This is a genomic window from Citrobacter sp. Cy070 (genome assembly GCF_030332245.1).
GTDB classification, from domain to species: Bacteria; Pseudomonadota; Gammaproteobacteria; order Enterobacterales; family Enterobacteriaceae; genus Citrobacter; species Citrobacter youngae.
Genome location: NZ_JAOWIG010000063.1, coordinates 13,653 through 30,643 on the forward strand (window position 1 = coordinate 13,653; position 16,991 = coordinate 30,643).

A 16,991-nucleotide genomic window follows, 5' to 3' on the forward strand; every position below is an offset into this window, starting at 1 on the left:
AAAAGCGACAGCCATTCCTGTGGCTTGTACTTCTCGCTGGTAGCGCTATCCGGTACACTGCATCTTGTCATTTACATTCATGCTGAAGGATATCCTCATGTACCAGGATCTTATTCGTAACGAACTGAGCGAAGCGGCGGAAACGCTGGCTAATTTTCTTAAAGATGACGCCAATATTCACGCCATTCAACGCGCGGCGGTCCTGTTGGCAGACAGCTTCAAAGCCGGCGGTAAGGTACTTTCTTGCGGTAACGGCGGCTCCCATTGCGACGCGATGCACTTCGCCGAAGAGCTGACCGGACGCTATCGCGAAAACCGTCCGGGCTACCCGGCGATCGCTATCTCTGACGTCAGCCATATCTCCTGCGTCAGCAACGATTTCGGTTACGATTATGTATTCTCCCGCTACGTGGAAGCCGTGGGCCGCGAGGGCGATGTCCTGTTAGGCATCTCCACTTCGGGTAACTCCGGTAACGTGATTAAAGCGATTGCTGCGGCGCGTGAGAAGGGAATGAAAGTCATCACCCTGACCGGCAAAGATGGCGGTAAAATGGCCGGCAGTGCAGATATTGAAATTCGCGTGCCGCACTTTGGCTACGCTGACCGTATTCAGGAAATTCATATCAAAGTGATCCATATCCTGATCCAGTTGATCGAAAAAGAGATGGTTAAGTAACTCTACCCGTCATACTTCAAGCTGCAGGTGCGTTGGTTTCACTCAGAAACCCCAGTCACATAGTTATCTATGCTCCTGGGGATTTCATCCCTTACCGCCTTCCTGCAACTCGAATTATTTAGGGTATAGCATATTGTTTTATCTGCTATTTTAAGTTTTCATTGGCTGTAACAATTACGCCTTCCCGCTTAAGGCGTTTGTGGAGGTGATGTATGTGCGAACTGCTCGGGATGAGCGCCAATGTGCCAACCGATATCTGCTTTAGCTTCACCGGGCTGGTTCAGCGCGGCGGAGGTACCGGTCCGCACAAAGACGGCTGGGGTATTACGTTTTATGAAGGTAAGGGCTGCCGTACGTTTAAAGATCCGCAACCCAGCTTTAATTCGCCTATCGCCAAACTGGTACAAGACTATCCCATCAAATCCTGTTCTGTGATTGCCCATATTCGTCAGGCGAACCGTGGCGAAGTGGCATTGGAAAATACCCACCCATTTACGCGAGAGCTGTGGGGACGTAACTGGACATACGCCCATAACGGCCAGCTCAGCGGCTATAAATCGCTGGAAACTGGTAATTTCCGTCCGGTCGGCGAAACCGACAGCGAAAAAGCGTTTTGCTGGCTGCTGCATAAACTGACCGAGCGTTATCCACGCACGCCTGGCAATATGACGGCAGTATTTAAATATATCGCGATGCTGGCAGGTGAACTGCGGGAGAAGGGAGTCTTCAACATGCTGCTATCTGATGGGCGTTATGTGATGGCCTTCTGTTCGACCAACCTGTTTTGGATCACGCGGCGTGCGCCATTTGGCGTAGCGACGTTGCTGGATCAGGATGTGGAGATTGATTTTAGCTCAGAGACCACACCCAATGATGTGGTCACCGTGATTGCCACGCAGCCGTTAACCGGCAATGAAACCTGGCAAAAGATTATGCCAGGCGAGTGGGCATTATTTTGTCTCGGGGAGCGCGTAGTTTGATGCCAGCTGCGGCTGAACGACTTCGTGACTCAACGGCTTGCTGATAACATAACGGCCATCGACGACGGAAACAGTTGGTGGCTTACGCGTTTGTTCGAAGTAATCGTATCCCGGTTTTAGCTGTGACCAGAACTCTTTGTAATACGAGAACTTATGACGCTGCATGTTGGCGTCGGTCATACGGAACGGATAAATGCTGACCTGCACACTGGACTGCCCAAACACCAGCGCGCCGGTGACAAACTGGAAAATCTCATCAATGCCGTTATCGGTCATCGCGTAGCAGCCGACGGAAACGCAGGCACCGTGGATCATCAGGTATTTACCTTCATAACCGTGTGCGCGGTCGTAGGCGTTAGGGAAACCAATGTTAATCGCTTTGTAGAAGCGGCTATCCGGTTTCAGCTGTCCACGCTGTACGCTGTAAAATCCTTCCGGACTTTTGAAATCACCCTGACGCTGTTTCGGCCCTAAGCCGCCGGAATAATTGCAGATCTTATAGCTGTCGAGCAATTGATACTGTTCGCCCATCTTGACGTACAGATCCAACGTTCGCTCTTCTTTGAAGATCTGAATATAGACAGGGGAGCCCATTAATTGCTGCTTATATTCTTTGCTGACAGGCGTGGTCGGGCTGCTGCTGCTCAGCAAACCGGCAAACGAAACGCACGGCAATAAAAGCATCGCAAGAAAAAATGCGATTTTACGCATACTGCTTATTCCTTGATAAAACGATTACACACGCCAGGACGGCAAAAAGAGTCCCCAAATCGGATAAATCTGGATCTGGAGCGCTCACATTATCACCCAGAGAGTTTTTCGCAAGTCTCTCGTGCTGCGTTTACACTTTAGATTTTCTTTATACGGAAAATTGTGCTTAAAGTCTGTCAGACACCGGCGTATTTTGCAGGTTAGCGAACGTCATTGAGTCTTTTTAGTGCAGAATTTCTAATGTATTGAATTTAAAAAATTAATAATTTAATAATCGAATATTAAAATGGAATACCCGGCAATAGCGGTAGACTGCGCCGAACGTGTTTGATTAGGTATTTTTGTTTTCATGTCTTTTGTCTCTGCACCCCGACGCTTTTTGCCGGGTCTGCTGTCTTTGTGTGTTGTGTTGTCATCACCGTCTGTCGCCAAAGTTCAGCCCCTCTTATCTGACGCCCATCTAAGCTATGCGGCGCAAATGCGCATGCGTAATCGTGCCCGGCTGCTGAAGCAATACCACGCGCAGGTAAAAAAGCAGGCAAGTTATGTGGTGGTAGGTAATGCGCAAAGTAAAAGCGCGCTGCGCCAGCAGAACAGGACGCTGATTAAACAGCACCCGGAGTGGTTCCCTGGGCCGCTGAAAGCGAGCGATCATCGCTGGCAGGAGCTGGCGGAGAATGACCATTTTCTCAGCAGCGACCATCTGCACAACATGACCGAAGTGGCAATCCACCGTCTTGAGCAGCAGTTAGGTAAACCCTATTTGTGGGGCGGGACCAGCCCGGATCAAGGCTTTGACTGCAGTGGGCTGATTTTTTATGCCTACAACAAAATCCTGGCGGCAAAATTGCCGCGTACGGCGAATGAAATGTATCACTACCGGCGGGCGACCATCGTCGCCAATCGCGACCTTCGTCGTGGTGATTTATTGTTCTTTCATATTCACAGCCGGGATATTGCCGATCATATGGGGGTCTACCTGGGACAGGGGCAATTTATTGAATCGCCGCGTACGGGAGAAACTATTCGGGTGAGTCATTTATCCGATGACTTTTGGCAGGATCATTATCTCGGCGCCCGTCGTATTCTGACGGAAAATACCATTCTGTAATCAATAAGGCGGTGCGAATGGCACCGCCTTGCCACGGGTTAACTCAGCGCCCCCATGATTTTTAATTCCAGCTCATCCGGAACTTCGTTATAAGACAGTACCTGCAAACCCGGTGCAAACAGGCGGGCATAACGCGCGAGCAGAGGACGAAGCTGCGGTGCGACCAGCAACACAGGCTCTTTTCCCGCCGCTTTCATCTGTTCTTTAATCTGCGGCATATTGGTCTGGAACTGATTGAGCATATTCGGATCGACCGGTACGCTATCGAGCACCACTTTGCCGCTTTGCTGTGCCTGATTCACCACATTCGCCAGCAGATTCTCCAGCTCATTATTCAGCGTGTACACCGCCAGTTCATCTTTGCGCACAAACGGATGGGTAATACTGCGACGAAGCGCCAGACGCACATCGGCCGTTAACAGAATATGATCTTTGGTGACGGCGCTACTGGCGACCAGGACGGTGGCAATGGTGACGATATCGCGCAGCGGCACGCCTTCAACCAGTAGTGCCCGGTAAACCTTCAATAGCTGGCTGTAATTCAGCGCTGCGCTCAGATCTTCCGCCAGGCGAGGTGCCATTGAAGAGAGGCGGTTATGCAGTTGCGTAATATCATCGTAGTTAAACAGGTCGGGAATATAGCTGCGAATGACCTTATTCACATGCGTCGCAATAACGCTGGCGCTATCGATAACCTGATACCCCATATTTAACGCTTTGGCTTTTTGCGCCGGGACAATCCACGTGACCGGCATACCATAGGCCGGATCGTGGCCTAAAACACCATCGATCTCACCGTAGGTTTCACTGGAGGGCAGCGCCATCAGCTTATCTGAGGGAATATCGGCCTCATCAGCCTTGATCCCATTGATAAAAATGGCGTACTGGGTCGGTTTCAGACGGAAGTTTTCGCGGATGCGAATTTCCGGCAGCAGCACGCCGTTGGTGTCTGAGATAACCTGTCGCACTCCGCGAATACGTTGAGTGAGCGGATTCCCTTTGGACTTGTCCACCAACGCCACGAGTTTGTATCCCAGGCTCAGGCTGATTGGCTCAATTAAGGGGATGGTTTCCCAACTGACCTGTTGCTCGGTGGTTTCAACGATGGTTTTGGTCAGCGTCTCAAGATTTTTTTCTTCGGTCTCCGCCACCTTCGGGCGCTTGCTCATACGCCAGGCGGTAAACCCCAGCAGGGCGCTGAATACCAGGAACGGGAAATGCGGCATTCCCGGCACCACAGCCAGGACAAACATGATGCTGGTGGCGGTATAAAGTACGGAGGGGCTTGCCAGCAATTGGCTACGAACGTCGGTGGCGATATCGCCGCTGTCGCTCACGCGAGTAACGATAATCGCCGCCGCCGTCGATAGCAGCAGAGAGGGGATCTGGGCGACCAGGCCGTCACCGATGGTCATCAGGACATATTGCTGGAAGGCGGCTTCAGCGCTTAAATCGTATTTAAAGATCCCGATACATACGCCGCCGATCAGGTTGATTGCCAGAATCATCATCCCGGCGATGGCATCACCGCGCACGAACTTCGACGCGCCGTCCATTGCGCCATAGAAATCCGCTTCGCCCGCCACATCTTTACGTCGGGCCTGCGCCTGGGCCTGATTAATCAGCCCCGCGTTCAGATCGGCGTCGATCGCCATCTGCTTGCCGGGCATGGCGTCCAGCGTAAAGCGGGCCGAAACTTCGGAGATACGCTCTGCACCTTTGGTCACCACGATAAAGTTGATTGTGAACAGCGTCAGTAAGGCCGATCGTGAAAACATCGTCGCGGCGCTGCATGGACAGTCTATTTTTAACGGTGGCGGCATGGCACCGTTAAACAAGCTCGGCAAACAGCCGATAGCGCCAGGCGCGCAGAAGAAAAACGTCACGCGCAACAAGCTGGATAAAACGGTTAACCCGCAAGAGACGGCGAAAATCACCGAAGATAACGCCAAAAAAGCGCTGGATGTGAATGAAAAAGCGGTGCTGCTGAAGCAAAAATCAGCCCGTGAATTGGGTGAGCTGGCGACCGACATTAACGTCATCGCCCGCAATGCGCATATGGAAACCAACCTTGAGATGGAGATTGTTCCTCAGGGGCTGCGCGTGCTGATTAAAGATGACCAGAACCGGAATATGTTTGAACGCGGTAGCGCCAAAATTATGCCGTTCTTTAAATCGCTGCTGGTTGCGCTGGCCCCCGTGTTTGACTCGCTGGACAACAAGATAATCATCACCGGCCATACGGATGCGATGAGCTATAAGAGCAACATTTACAACAACTGGAACCTCTCTGGCGACCGTGCTTTGTCAGCACGACGCGTGCTGGAAGACGCCGGCATGCCGCAGGATAAAGTCATGCAGGTTAGCGCCATGGCGGACCAAATGCTGCTGGATGCGAAAAACCCGGAAAGCGCAGGCAACCGTCGTATTGAGATCATGGTGTTAACGCAAAGTGCTTCCGATACGCTGTATCAATATTTTGGTCAGCACGGCGAGAAAGTGGTTCAGCCGCTGGTTGATAAGCTGGACAAGCAAAAGCAGGTGACTTCTTTACGTCAACCCTCTGCTCCCGTCACGCATTAATTCTGTTCTCCGCCCCCACGCAATGTGGGGGCAAATTATCCCGCAGGAAGGCAATATGATAGATATAGCCCATATTATTCCATTGGATATTCATACTGATAACGTCACCGATGTGGCTTGTCAGGGGGCGCATTTCGACCCGGTTTCAGGTATCTGGTACGCCGAACCTCATGAGTTAAATGAGACGCTGCGCGAGCATGTTTACGCGACGGACAATTTTAATATTGTGGCTCCTTATTACCTGGTTATTACGTCGAAAATGCAATGCTGGAATTGCCATCAGCCCACGTATATTCATGGTGTGATGCTTACCCGGTTTATCAAACAAAATCAGGATGATAAAAGATGGATGTCCGTGCGGCGCAATACATTTTTGTTCCATATCAACACGCTGCCGGAAGAGATAAAAAAGAACATCAAAGCCAGCAATTACTATCTGGATAAAAGTAAAACGACCGGGCTACGTTACTGGATGAACCATTGTGAAATCTGTGGAGAACGCCTGGGTGACTACGAGCTGTTCTGCGTCGAGGATGATGCATTTCGTCTGATGACGATTGAAAAACTTTTGCGGGCAAATGTGCGCAAAGTGAATAAGTTGTTTGTCAGTACGGCAGGAAATCCCGCCGACCATGCGCCAAAAGACATTGTGCGTTATCTGTGTGATGCGCGCTTTGTGATGAATGGACCCGCACTGACGTAGCAGAGGTACAGACTTCTCATATCGTAAAAATACTGTATACTTAAACAGTGTTGTGAGAGGTGAGTCATGCGCAAAATCATACATGTCGATATGGACTGCTTTTTCGCGGCGGTGGAGATGCGTGATAATCCCGCCCTGCGTGACATTCCCATTGCCATTGGCGGTAGTCGTGAACGCCGGGGAGTTATCAGCACGGCCAATTATCCGGCGCGTAAATTTGGCGTGCGCAGCGCGATGCCAACCGGAATGGCGTTAAAGCTGTGCCCGCATCTTACCCTGTTACCCGGTCGTTACGAGGCTTACAAAGAGGCCTCTCGCCAGATTCAGGCGATCTTCTCCCGCTACACCTCACTCATCGAACCGCTTTCGCTGGATGAAGCCTACCTGGATGTCACCGACAGCATTCATTGCCACGGCTCCGCGACGCTGATCGCCCAGGAGATCCGCCAGACGATCTTCAACGAACTACAGCTCACCGCCTCTGCCGGGATTGCGCCGGTTAAATTCCTGGCAAAAATCGCCTCCGATCTCAATAAACCTAACGGGCAATATGTGATAACCCCTGCTGATGTCCCTGAATTTCTCAAAACGTTGCCGTTGGGGAAAATTCCCGGCGTCGGCAAAGTCTCCGCCGCTAAGCTGGAATCAATGGGATTGCGTACCTGCGAAGATGTTCAGAAATACGACCTGGCTACGCTGCTCAAACGTTTTGGTAAGTTTGGCCGCGTGTTGTGGGAGCGCAGCCAGGGGATTGACGAGCGGGACGTCAACAACGAGCGGCTGCGTAAATCCGTCGGCGTCGAGCGGACGCTGGCGGAAGATATTCATCAGTGGTCAGAGTGCGAAGCGATTATTGAGCGGCTCTATCCTGAACTGGAACGGCGTCTGGCAAAGGTCAAGCCGGATCTGCTGATCGCCCGCCAGGGGATAAAACTCAAGTTTAATGATTTTCAGCAGACCACGCAGGAGCACGTCTGGCCGCGCTTAAATAAAGACGACTTAATTGCGACGGCACACAAAACCTGGGAAGCGCGTCGGGGAGGGCGAGGCGTGAGGCTGGTAGGATTACATGTCACGCTGCTCGATCCACAAATAGAAAGGCAGTTATTGTTGGGGCTTTGACGTTGATGTATTGCCGGATGGTGGCGTTAAACGCTTTATCCGGCCTACAAATCTGCTTGTAGGCTGGATAAGCACAGCGCCATCCGGCATTTAGCGCAGACTTACTTCGCCGGAATAGACTTCAGCAGTTCAGTCAGAAGCCGCCAGTAGTGGCCGACGCTTTCGATATGAACCTGCTCATCCGGGGAGTGTGGACCGGTGATGGTTGGCCCGATGGAAACCATGTCCATTTCCGGATACGGTTTTTTGAACAGGCCACATTCCAGACCAGCGTGAATGATCTGAATGTTTGGCGTTTTATTGAACAGACGCTGATAGGTTTCACGAACCAGGTGCATAACCGGAGAGTTCGCATCCGGCTGCCAGCCTGGATACGCGCCTTTGGCTTCGGTTTTGGCGCCAGCTAGTTTACCCAGTGAATCCAGCATGCTCACCACGTAGTCTTTACCGCTGTCGATCAGCGAGCGAACCAGACAGTGGATCTGAACATTATCGTCAGTCATGGTTACCACACCGACGTTCAGCGAGGTTTCTACCACGCCTTTGGCGACGTCAGAATTGCGGATCACACCGTTCGGGGTGGCATTCAGCAGACGAATGAAGCTATCGCGAGACGAGGTAGTCAGCGCGGCTTTGTCGTTAGTCACGGCATCCAGCAGCAGCGCCAGGTTTTTCTCTTTGGCTTCCAGTTCGTTTTTCAGGATTTCCTGGTAGGTGCTGACCAGCGCTTTTAACGCATCAACTTTATCGGCAGCCACGGCGAGGGTGGCGAAGGCTTCACGCGGAATCGCATTGCGCAGCGTACCGCCGTTGAAATCAACCAGACGCAGATCCAGCTCTTCAGCGTGGCCTGCCAGGAAACGTACCAGTAGCTTGTTCGCGTTACCGAGACCCACATGGATTTCGCCGCCGGAGTGGCCGCCTTTCAGGCCTTTTAACGTCAGCTTAAAGCTCTGGAAGCCAGCCGGGATTGCTTCACGCGACAGCGGCAGGTTAGAGGTAAAGTCGATCCCGCCCGCGCAACCCATATAGATCTCACCTTCTTCTTCTGAGTCGGTGTTGATCAGGATATCCGCTTGCAGCCAGTTCGCCTGCAGACCAAATGCGCCGTCCATGCCCGCTTCTTCGGTCATGGTCAGCAGCACTTCCAGCGGACCATGTACCACGCTGTCATCAGCCAGAACGGCCAGCGCGGACGCCATACCGATACCGTTATCCGCACCCAGCGTAGTGCCACGGGCTTTTACCCACTCGCCATCAATATAAGGCTGGATCGGATCTTTGGTGAAGTCGTGCACGGTGTCGTTATTTTTTTGCGGGACCATATCCAGGTGCGCCTGCAAAACGACCGGCTTGCGATTTTCCATGCCAGCGGTAGCGGGTTTACGAATCAGGATATTACCAACCTGATCGCGCTCGACGTGGAAACCTTTCTCCTGGGCCCAGCTCAGAATGTGTTCAGCGAGTTGCTCTTCATGGTAGGACGGATGAGGAATAGAACAGATTTTGGCAAAAATATCCCACAGCGGTTGCGGGGATAACTGAGACAGTTCAGACACGTTGAGTCTCCTTGGCGATGTCCTGCAAAATTGACTTGCAGGCCACGGGGTTAGCGGAATTAAAAACACCACAAGTCAGGCTTGCGCGATGCGATTGAGAATACCACTTTCTTCGCTGACGGCTAGTATAAAGCATGCAAAAAGAGGCGCGGATTCCGCGAAACACTGGTTTTTAGTGCGTCAGATCTCTATAATCTCGCGCAACCTGGTTCACCCTCAATTTATTAATTAGCCGTAGATAAACAGGCTGGGACACTTCACATGAGCGAAAAATACGTCGTCACCTGGGACATGTTGCAAGTCCATGCACGTAAACTGGCAAGCCGCCTGATGCCTTCTGAACAATGGAAAGGCATTATTGCCGTTAGCCGTGGTGGTCTGGTGCCGGGCGCATTGCTGGCGCGTGAATTGGGTATTCGCCATGTCGATACCGTATGCATCTCCAGCTACGATCACGACAACCAGCGCGAACTGAAAGTGCTGAAGCGTGCGGAAGGTGACGGTGAAGGTTTCATCGTGATCGATGACCTGGTAGACACCGGTGGTACCGCCGTTGCTATCCGCGAAATGTATCCTAAAGCGCATTTCGTCACGATCTTCGCTAAGCCGGCTGGTCGCCCGCTGGTGAATGACTATGTGGTTGATATTCCGCAGGATACCTGGATTGAGCAGCCGTGGGATATGGGCGTGGTATTTGTTCCGCCGATCTCTGGTCGCTAATCTAAAAAGTTTTCAACGCCCGCACTGTCGGGCGTTGTTCTTTTTGTGCGGTGTCAGGTTACACTATGCCTTAGTGAGTACTCATGGAGGCCGTAATCATGTCGCAGGCTAACCTCAGCGAAGTTCTGTTTAAACCCCGCTTCAAACATCCTGAAACGTCAACGTTGGTTCGTCGTTTTAACCACGGCGCGCAGCCGTCTGTGCAGTCCGCTCTGGATGGTAAAACAATCCCGCACTGGTATCGCATGGTGAATCGCCTGATGTGGATCTGGCGTGGGGTCGATCCGCGTGAAATCCTTGAGGTGCAGGCGCGTATCGTCATGAGCGAAGCCGAACGCACGGATAAAGATCTCTACGATACGGTCATTGGCTATCGTGGTGGAAACTGGATCTACGAGTGGGCGAAGCAGGCGATGGACTGGCAACAGAAAGCGTCTATGGAAGAGGATCTGCAGGTGAGCGGACGCCACTGGCTGCATGCTTCCACGTTGTACAACATTGCAGCATACCCGCATTTAAAAGGTGATGAGCTGGCAGAGCAGGCGCAGGCCCTGGCCAACCGCGCTTACGAAGAGGCGGCCCAACGACTGCCAGGTACATTGCGCGAGATGGAATTTGCCGTTGCCGGCGGCGCGCCAATCACTGGCTTCCTGCACATGCCAAAAGGCGACGGCCCGTTCCCGACGGTGCTGATGTGCGGTGGTCTGGATTCTATGCAAACCGACTACTACACCCTGTATGAGCGCTATTTCGCTCCGCGTGGTATCGCCATGCTGACGCTGGATATGCCGTCGGTTGGGTTCTCGTCAAAATGGAAACTGACCCAGGATTCCAGCCTGCTGCACCAGCACGTATTAAAAGCGCTGCCGAATATTCCCTGGGTGGATCACACCCGTGTGGCGGCATTCGGTTTTCGCTTTGGCGCTAATGTCGCAGTACGCCTGGCCTATCTTGAATCATCGCGCCTGAAGGCTGTGGCCTGTCTGGGACCGGTGGTTCATGCGCTGCTTAGCGACCCACAGCGTCAGGCTTCAGTACCGGAAATGTATCTTGACGTTCTGGCCAGCCGTCTGGGGATGCACGATGCGTCCGATGAAGCGCTACGCGTCGAGCTAAACCGTTATTCATTAAAGGTACAAGGGCTGCTGGGGCGACGCTGCCCGACGCCAATGCTGTCGGGGTTCTGGAAGAACGATCCGTTTAGCCCGGAAGAGGAATCTCGCTTAATTACGTCGTCATCTTCTGACGGTAAGCTGCTGGAGGTTCCGTTCAACCCGGTGTATCGCAATTTTGACAAAGCGCTGCAAGAAATTACCGGGTGGATCAATCATAGATTGTGTTAATAGATTGCTAAATTTTATTGGTTTGGTAAAACAGTTGCTTCACCTAAGGAGATCGCAATGACGTTACCGAGTGGGCACCCGAAAAGTAGATTGATCAAAAAATTCACCGCGCTTGGCCCGTACATCCGCGAAGGGCAGTGCGAAGATAATCGATTCTTTTTCGATTGTCTGGCTGTTTGCGTCAACGTGAAACCGGCACCAGAGAAACGTGAATTTTGGGGCTGGTGGATGGAGCTGGAAGCGCAGGAGAAACGCTTTACGTACAGCTACCAGTTTGGTTTGTTCGATAAAGACGGCAACTGGACCGCCGTGCCGATTAAAGAGACTGAAGTGGTAGAGCGACTGGAATACACCTTACGCGAGTTTCATGAAAAGTTGCGTGGGTTGTTAACGACGCTGAATCTGGCGCTGGAGCCTGCTGACGACTTTAAGGATGAGCCGGTTAAATTAACGGCATAATGAACAGCAAAATGCCGGATGGCGGCGCAACCCCATCCGGCATTTTTTATGTTACATCAGAACTGATAAACCATACCGACGGCCACGATATCATCATCGTTGATGCCCAGTTTATTATCGCTATCGAGCTGGTTGATTTTATAATCAACAAACGCTGACATATTTTTGTTGAAGTAGTATGTTGCGCCCACGTCGATATAATTCACCAGATCCTCATTACCTACGCCTTCAATATCTTTACCTTTCGACAGCACATAACCCAGGGATGGACGCAGACCAAAGTCAAACTGGTACTGAGCAACCACTTCGAAGTTCTGAGTTTTGTTAGCAAAGCCACCGGAAATAGGTGTCATATTGCGCGTTTCAGAATAGAACGTTGCCAGATAAATGTCGTTGGCATCATATTTTAAACCTGTCGCCCAGGATTCTGCTTTATCGCCAGTACCCCGGTTTTGCAGGTTCTGCTGATTGGTACGGTCGGAGTTGGTATATGCACCACTGATGGCGAAATCGCTGCCGCCAAAGTCATACGTCACGGAGGTACCAAAGCCGTCGCCGTTCTGTTTCTTCACATCGCGGTCCTGGTTTTTGCCCTGATATTGCAGGGTAAGGTCCAGACCATCGACGACGCCGAAGAAGTCGGTATTACGGTAGGTCGCCAGGCCGCTAGCACGTTTGGTCATAAAGTTATCGGTCTGCGCGGAAGAGTCACCGCCGAATTCCGGGAACATATCCGTCCAGGCTTCCACGTCATACAGCGCACCCAGGTTACGACCATAATCAAACGAGCCAAAATCTTTTAATTTCACACCGGCGAAAGCCAGACGTGTCTTTTGCTGATTGGTTTCGTTTTCCGCTTTATTCCCTGCGAACTCAGCTTCCCAACGACCATAACCGGTCAGTTGATCGTTAATTTGTGTTTCGCCCTTAAAACCTAAGCGGATATAGCTCTGGTCGCCGTCTTTGCTGTCATAATCAGTCATGTAGTGCATCGCTTTGACTTTGCCATACAAGTCCAGTTTATTACTGTTCTTGTTATAGACTTCTGCCGCCTGTACGGACGCCGATGCAACAATTCCCATCACCACTAATGCCAGAGTGCTCTTTTTCATTTTCATTCCTGATTTAAAGTACGCGCTAATATTTACTGGGTGTGATCCCCGTTAAAAGACAGGAGGGTTTTTAACGTCTGGCAATGAACGTTTTATGACAAAGTAAGAATATTTTTAAAAAAGAATGTTTTTTTGTGTCTGTAATAAATGCGTCAAAGTCTGCCGCTACGCTTGCTGATCCTGCGCAATAAAATTTCATGCTTTGTGCGCTGGCTGTTGGCAACCGGGGCCAGTCCTGCTAAAACGTTCGTTTGATATCATTTTCCCCAATTTTGAATGGCAGAGAATCATGAGTGACAGCCAGACGCTGGTGGTAAAACTTGGCACCAGTGTGTTAACGGGCGGATCGCGCCGCCTGAACCGCGCCCATATCGTAGAACTGGTTCGCCAGTGCGCACAGCTCCACGCCGCGGGACATCGTATTGTTATCGTTACTTCGGGCGCGATTGCCGCCGGACGTGAGCATCTTGGTTACCCTGAGCTCCCGGCAACGATAGCGTCGAAACAGCTGTTGGCGGCGGTAGGGCAGAGCCGATTGATTCAACTGTGGGAACAGCTGTTCTCGATATACGGTATTCATATCGGGCAGATGCTGCTAACGCGTGCGGATATGGAAGACAGAGAGCGCTTCCTCAACGCCCGCGATACGCTGCGCGCGCTGCTGGATAACAACATTGTTCCGGTCATCAATGAGAACGATGCGGTGGCGACCGCTGAAATTAAAGTCGGTGACAACGACAATCTTTCGGCGCTGGCGGCGATCCTTGCCGGAGCCGATAAGCTGCTGCTGCTGACCGATCAGCAGGGGCTGTTTACCGCCGATCCGCGCACCAATCCGCAGGCGGAGCTTATCAAAGACGTGCACGGTATTGATGATGCGCTGCGCGCCATTGCCGGAGACAGCGTCTCTGGTCTGGGAACCGGTGGTATGGGGACTAAATTACAGGCCGCCGACGTGGCCTGCCGCGCTGGGATCGACACCATAATTGCCGCAGGCAGCAAACCGGGCGTGATTGGCGACGTGATGGAAGGCGTTTCCGTTGGGACGCGTTTTCATGCTCAGGCTTCTCCACTGGAGAACCGTAAACGCTGGATCTTCGGCGCGCCGCCTGCCGGGGAAATTACCGTTGATGAGGGTGCTACCGCAGCGATTCTGGAGCGCGGCAGCTCATTATTGCCAAAAGGGATTAAAAGCGTGACAGGCAACTTCTCTCGTGGTGAAGTGATCCGCATCTGCAATCTGGAAGGGCGCGATATTGCCCATGGCGTTACACGTTATAACAGCGATGCGCTGCGCCGTATTGCCGGACATCACTCACAACAGATCGACACCATCCTGGGCTACGAATACGGTCCGGTTGCTGTCCATCGCGACGATATGATTACCCGTTAAGGAACAGGCATATGCTGGAACAAATGGGCATTGCTGCCAAAGCTGCGTCATATAAGCTGGCGCTACTCTCCAGTCGCGAAAAAAACCGCGTGCTGGAAACCATTGCTGATGAACTGGAAGCGCAAACGGAAAGCATCCTCAGCGCGAACGCACAGGATGTTGAACAGGCGCGTGAAAATGGCCTGAGCGAAGCGATGCTTGATCGCCTCGCACTGACGCCAGCGCGTCTGAAAGCGATTGCTGACGATGTACGCCAGGTGTGTAATCTCGCTGACCCGGTCGGGCAGGTGATTGACGGTGGTCTGCTGGATAGCGGTCTGCGTCTGGAGCGTCGTCGCGTGCCGCTGGGCGTGATTGGCGTGATTTATGAAGCGCGTCCAAACGTCACCGTTGATGTGGCTACCTTGTGCCTGAAAACCGGCAATGCGGCGATCCTGCGCGGAGGAAAAGAGACGTACCGGACGAACGCCGCCACTGTTGCGGTGATCCAGCATGCGCTGCAAGCCTGCGGTTTACCGGCTGCCGCGGTGCAGTCGATTGATAACCCGGATCGTGCGCTGGTCACTGAAATGCTGCGTATGGATAAGTACATCGATATGCTGATCCCTCGCGGTGGCGCGGGCCTGCACAAGCTGTGTCGTGAGCAGTCGACTATCCCGGTTATCACCGGTGGTATTGGCGTATGTCATATCTATGTAGATGACACGGCGGAGATCGCCCCGGCACTGAAGATTATCGTTAACGCCAAAACCCAGCGTCCGAGCACGTGTAATACTGTCGAAACACTGTTGGTGAATCAGAGTATCGCTGAGCGCTTCCTGCCTGCTCTAAGCCAGCAAATGGCAGAAAGCGGCGTGACGCTTCATGCAGATGATGCTGCGCTTGCCGCGTTGCAGGCCGGACCGGCAAACGTCGTAGCGGTAAAAGAGGAACAGTATGACGATGAGTTTTTATCGCTGGATCTGAACGTGAAAATCGTCACCAGTCTGGATGATGCCATTGCCCATATTCGTGAGCATGGTACTCAGCATTCCGATGCGATTCTGACGCGTACGCTGCGCAACGCCGATCGTTTTGTGAATGAAGTCGATTCTTCCGCTGTGTATGTGAACGCCTCCACCCGTTTTACCGATGGCGGTCAGTTTGGGCTCGGGGCGGAAGTGGCAGTTAGCACGCAAAAATTACACGCGCGTGGCCCAATGGGGCTGGAAGCACTGACTACATACAAATGGGTTGGCTTCGGCGACGACACGATCCGTGCGTAATTGAAAACGGGCGATGCCATAATAGCACTCTGATTTTCAAGGCTATTAAGGCATCGCCCAGTTAATTCTAACCTTCACTCCACTGCCACATTTTTTCTATCCTGCGTTTTAACATCATCAGTCTGGTTTTGACCCATGCGTCCCTGCGCCATAAAGGCGATGTATCACAGAATTTTCCCCGCCAGCATGAATTTTCCTGGTCTTCAGTTCACGTATTGTTCCCATGGCCCGATCTATTAGAATCAGTCTCATTTTTATGAGGAGTTGTTGCGTGAAATCGGATATTCACAAACATCGCATTCCTGTTGTGCCGCTCGGCGACCCGTTTCCCCCCCGCCATTGTTCGCTGTGTCCAAAGGGAGCGGCAATTGATCGTGATAATCAACACCGATTAATAGACAAAAGAAGAAGGTTTAAAGCAGGGGAGATACTCGCCAGGCAGGATGAAGCCGCAAACATGCTTTTTGTTATTCACGAGGGATACTGCAAGTCCAGCGTGGAATGCGGTGATAACGATTTTATCAGTCGCTTTTATGTTCCGGGAGATATCATGGCGCTGGATGCTGTCGAAGGGGGGAAGTACCTGACAACGATTAAGGCGGCAACGGCTGCGGAGGTATGTCATATCGATATTGCGCGGTTGTTCAAAGTAGCAGAAAAGGATCCGTCGGTTGCTGCCGCAGTCATCAAGTTTCTCTGCAGGGACAATGGATTCATTGTTGAAAAACTGCGGCGCTATGCGAATAAACATGCTGAGGCCAGGATCGCTGCTTTTCTGGTGGAATTTTACGAGATGCATTTACGTATTGGCAGGCCAGAAACGACGCTACACTTGCCATTCTCCCGGGAGGAAATTGCCAGTTATCTTGACCTTAAAATTGAAACCGTTAGCCGCTCATTAAAATCCCTCGAACAACAAAATTTGATTACCCTACATCGAGTGCGTACGGTAACACTTAATAGTTATTTGGGATTAAAAGGTTTCAGCTAAATCTCTCATGGTTGAACGTTATATAAATCTTGATATTCCAGGAATATTCTTTTTATATGGAAAATTCCTGGTTTTATTTTTGTGAAATAATTATCAATTCGAATACTAATCCTCCAGCTTAGTGCTTATTTTATAAGAATATTCCCTCATATATGAATATTTTATGAGAATTTTCTTGTGAAGTTAAAAATTTAGCATAATTGCAACAAATAATAAGCATTATAGAGAAAATATGGAGGTGTTAATTATCTTTATGTTTTGTA

15 protein-coding genes and 1 pseudogene are annotated in these 16,991 nt (G+C 51.5%); 12 read left to right on the forward strand and 4 right to left on the reverse strand.

The window, feature by feature from the left end:
• Nucleotides 1–97 precede the first annotated feature (97 nt).
• Together lpcA and OGY19_RS10160 are read left to right on the forward strand one after the other, a co-directional pair.
• Entirely contained in the window at nt 98–676 is a 579-nt protein-coding gene (lpcA, locus tag OGY19_RS10155; RefSeq protein ID WP_016151815.1) for a D-sedoheptulose 7-phosphate isomerase, read from the forward strand.
• A 212-nt stretch (nt 677–888) separates the two neighbouring features.
• On the forward strand, nt 889–1,656 hold the full coding sequence (locus OGY19_RS10160) for a class II glutamine amidotransferase (protein ID WP_003031388.1): 768 nt from the start codon (nt 889–891) through the stop codon (nt 1,654–1,656).
• Here OGY19_RS10160 and dpaA read toward each other — a convergent pair.
• Entirely contained in the window at nt 1,627–2,367 is a 741-nt protein-coding gene (gene dpaA, locus OGY19_RS10165; protein WP_003843847.1) for a peptidoglycan meso-diaminopimelic acid protein amidase, read from the reverse strand. The two genes, OGY19_RS10160 and dpaA, sit on opposite strands and share 30 nt — an antisense overlap.
• Nucleotides 2,368–2,716: 349 nt before the next feature.
• Between dpaA and OGY19_RS10170 the strand changes: the two genes are divergently transcribed.
• Nucleotides 2,717–3,478, forward strand: a complete 762-nt coding sequence (locus OGY19_RS10170) for a C40 family peptidase (RefSeq protein ID WP_048212535.1) — start codon at nt 2,717–2,719, stop codon at nt 3,476–3,478.
• Nucleotides 3,479–3,516: 38 nt separating this feature from the next.
• Here OGY19_RS10170 and OGY19_RS10175 read toward each other — a convergent pair.
• Nucleotides 3,517–5,235: pseudogene (locus tag OGY19_RS10175) on the reverse strand (flagellar biosynthesis protein FlhA); the annotation flags it as partial.
• Here OGY19_RS10175 and lafU point away from each other — a divergent pair.
• The 3 genes from lafU to dinB all read left to right on the forward strand — a co-directional run bounded on the left by lafU (nt 5,147) and on the right by dinB (nt 7,886).
• Nucleotides 5,147–6,061, forward strand: a complete 915-nt coding sequence (gene lafU / locus OGY19_RS10180) for a putative lateral flagellar export/assembly protein LafU (RefSeq protein ID WP_199944906.1) — start codon at nt 5,147–5,149, stop codon at nt 6,059–6,061. The pseudogene OGY19_RS10175 and the gene lafU sit on opposite strands and share 89 nt — an antisense overlap.
• A 55-nt stretch (nt 6,062–6,116) precedes the next feature.
• A complete protein-coding gene (locus OGY19_RS10185; protein WP_115600910.1) occupies nt 6,117–6,764 on the forward strand; it encodes a DNA primase in 648 nt (215 codons plus the stop codon).
• Between the two features lie 66 nt (nt 6,765–6,830).
• On the forward strand, nt 6,831–7,886 hold the full coding sequence (gene dinB / locus OGY19_RS10190) for a DNA polymerase IV (protein ID WP_048212532.1): 1,056 nt from the start codon (nt 6,831–6,833) through the stop codon (nt 7,884–7,886).
• 101 nt (nt 7,887–7,987) lie between these two features.
• On the opposite strand, the gene pepD is transcribed toward dinB, so the two are convergent.
• Nucleotides 7,988–9,445, reverse strand: a complete 1,458-nt coding sequence (gene pepD / locus OGY19_RS10195; protein WP_115600909.1) for a cytosol nonspecific dipeptidase — start codon at nt 9,443–9,445, stop codon at nt 7,988–7,990.
• Nucleotides 9,446–9,706: 261 nt separating this feature from the next.
• Here pepD and gpt point away from each other — a divergent pair, with 261 nt between their 5' ends.
• From gpt to crl, 3 genes are all read left to right on the forward strand, one after another.
• The gene (gene gpt / locus OGY19_RS10200; protein WP_048212530.1) at nt 9,707–10,165 is read left to right on the forward strand and encodes a xanthine phosphoribosyltransferase; all 459 of its coding nucleotides are present in this window, start codon (nt 9,707–9,709) and stop codon (nt 10,163–10,165) included.
• Between the two features lie 98 nt (nt 10,166–10,263).
• Nucleotides 10,264–11,508 (forward strand): esterase FrsA, encoded by a 1,245-nt coding sequence (gene frsA / locus OGY19_RS10205; protein ID WP_115600908.1) that lies wholly within the window; start codon nt 10,264–10,266, stop codon nt 11,506–11,508.
• Nucleotides 11,509–11,565: 57 nt separating this feature from the next.
• Nucleotides 11,566–11,967 carry a sigma factor-binding protein Crl gene (gene crl / locus OGY19_RS10210; RefSeq protein ID WP_005133595.1) on the forward strand — a complete coding sequence of 134 codons (402 nt, stop codon included), beginning with the start codon at nt 11,566–11,568 and terminating at the stop codon, nt 11,965–11,967.
• Nucleotides 11,968–12,023: 56 nt separating this feature from the next.
• On the opposite strand, the gene phoE is transcribed toward crl, so the two are convergent.
• The gene (phoE, locus tag OGY19_RS10215; RefSeq protein ID WP_048212528.1) at nt 12,024–13,079 is read right to left on the reverse strand and encodes a phosphoporin PhoE; all 1,056 of its coding nucleotides are present in this window, start codon (nt 13,077–13,079) and stop codon (nt 12,024–12,026) included.
• Between the two features lie 289 nt (nt 13,080–13,368).
• On the opposite strand from phoE, the gene proB reads away from it, so the two are divergent.
• The 3 genes from proB to OGY19_RS10230 all read left to right on the forward strand — a co-directional run bounded on the left by proB (nt 13,369) and on the right by OGY19_RS10230 (nt 16,728).
• Nucleotides 13,369–14,472: a glutamate 5-kinase gene (gene proB, locus OGY19_RS10220; protein WP_003031373.1), complete on the forward strand. Its 1,104-nt coding sequence runs from the start codon at nt 13,369–13,371 to the stop codon at nt 14,470–14,472.
• An 11-nt stretch (nt 14,473–14,483) separates the two neighbouring features.
• Nucleotides 14,484–15,737 carry a glutamate-5-semialdehyde dehydrogenase gene (proA, locus tag OGY19_RS10225; RefSeq protein WP_061067343.1) on the forward strand — a complete coding sequence of 418 codons (1,254 nt, stop codon included), beginning with the start codon at nt 14,484–14,486 and terminating at the stop codon, nt 15,735–15,737.
• 271 nt (nt 15,738–16,008) lie between these two features.
• Complete coding sequence (locus tag OGY19_RS10230) at nt 16,009–16,728, forward strand: Crp/Fnr family transcriptional regulator (RefSeq protein ID WP_115600907.1); 720 nt, start codon at nt 16,009–16,011, stop codon at nt 16,726–16,728.
• Nucleotides 16,729–16,991 lie beyond the last annotated feature (263 nt).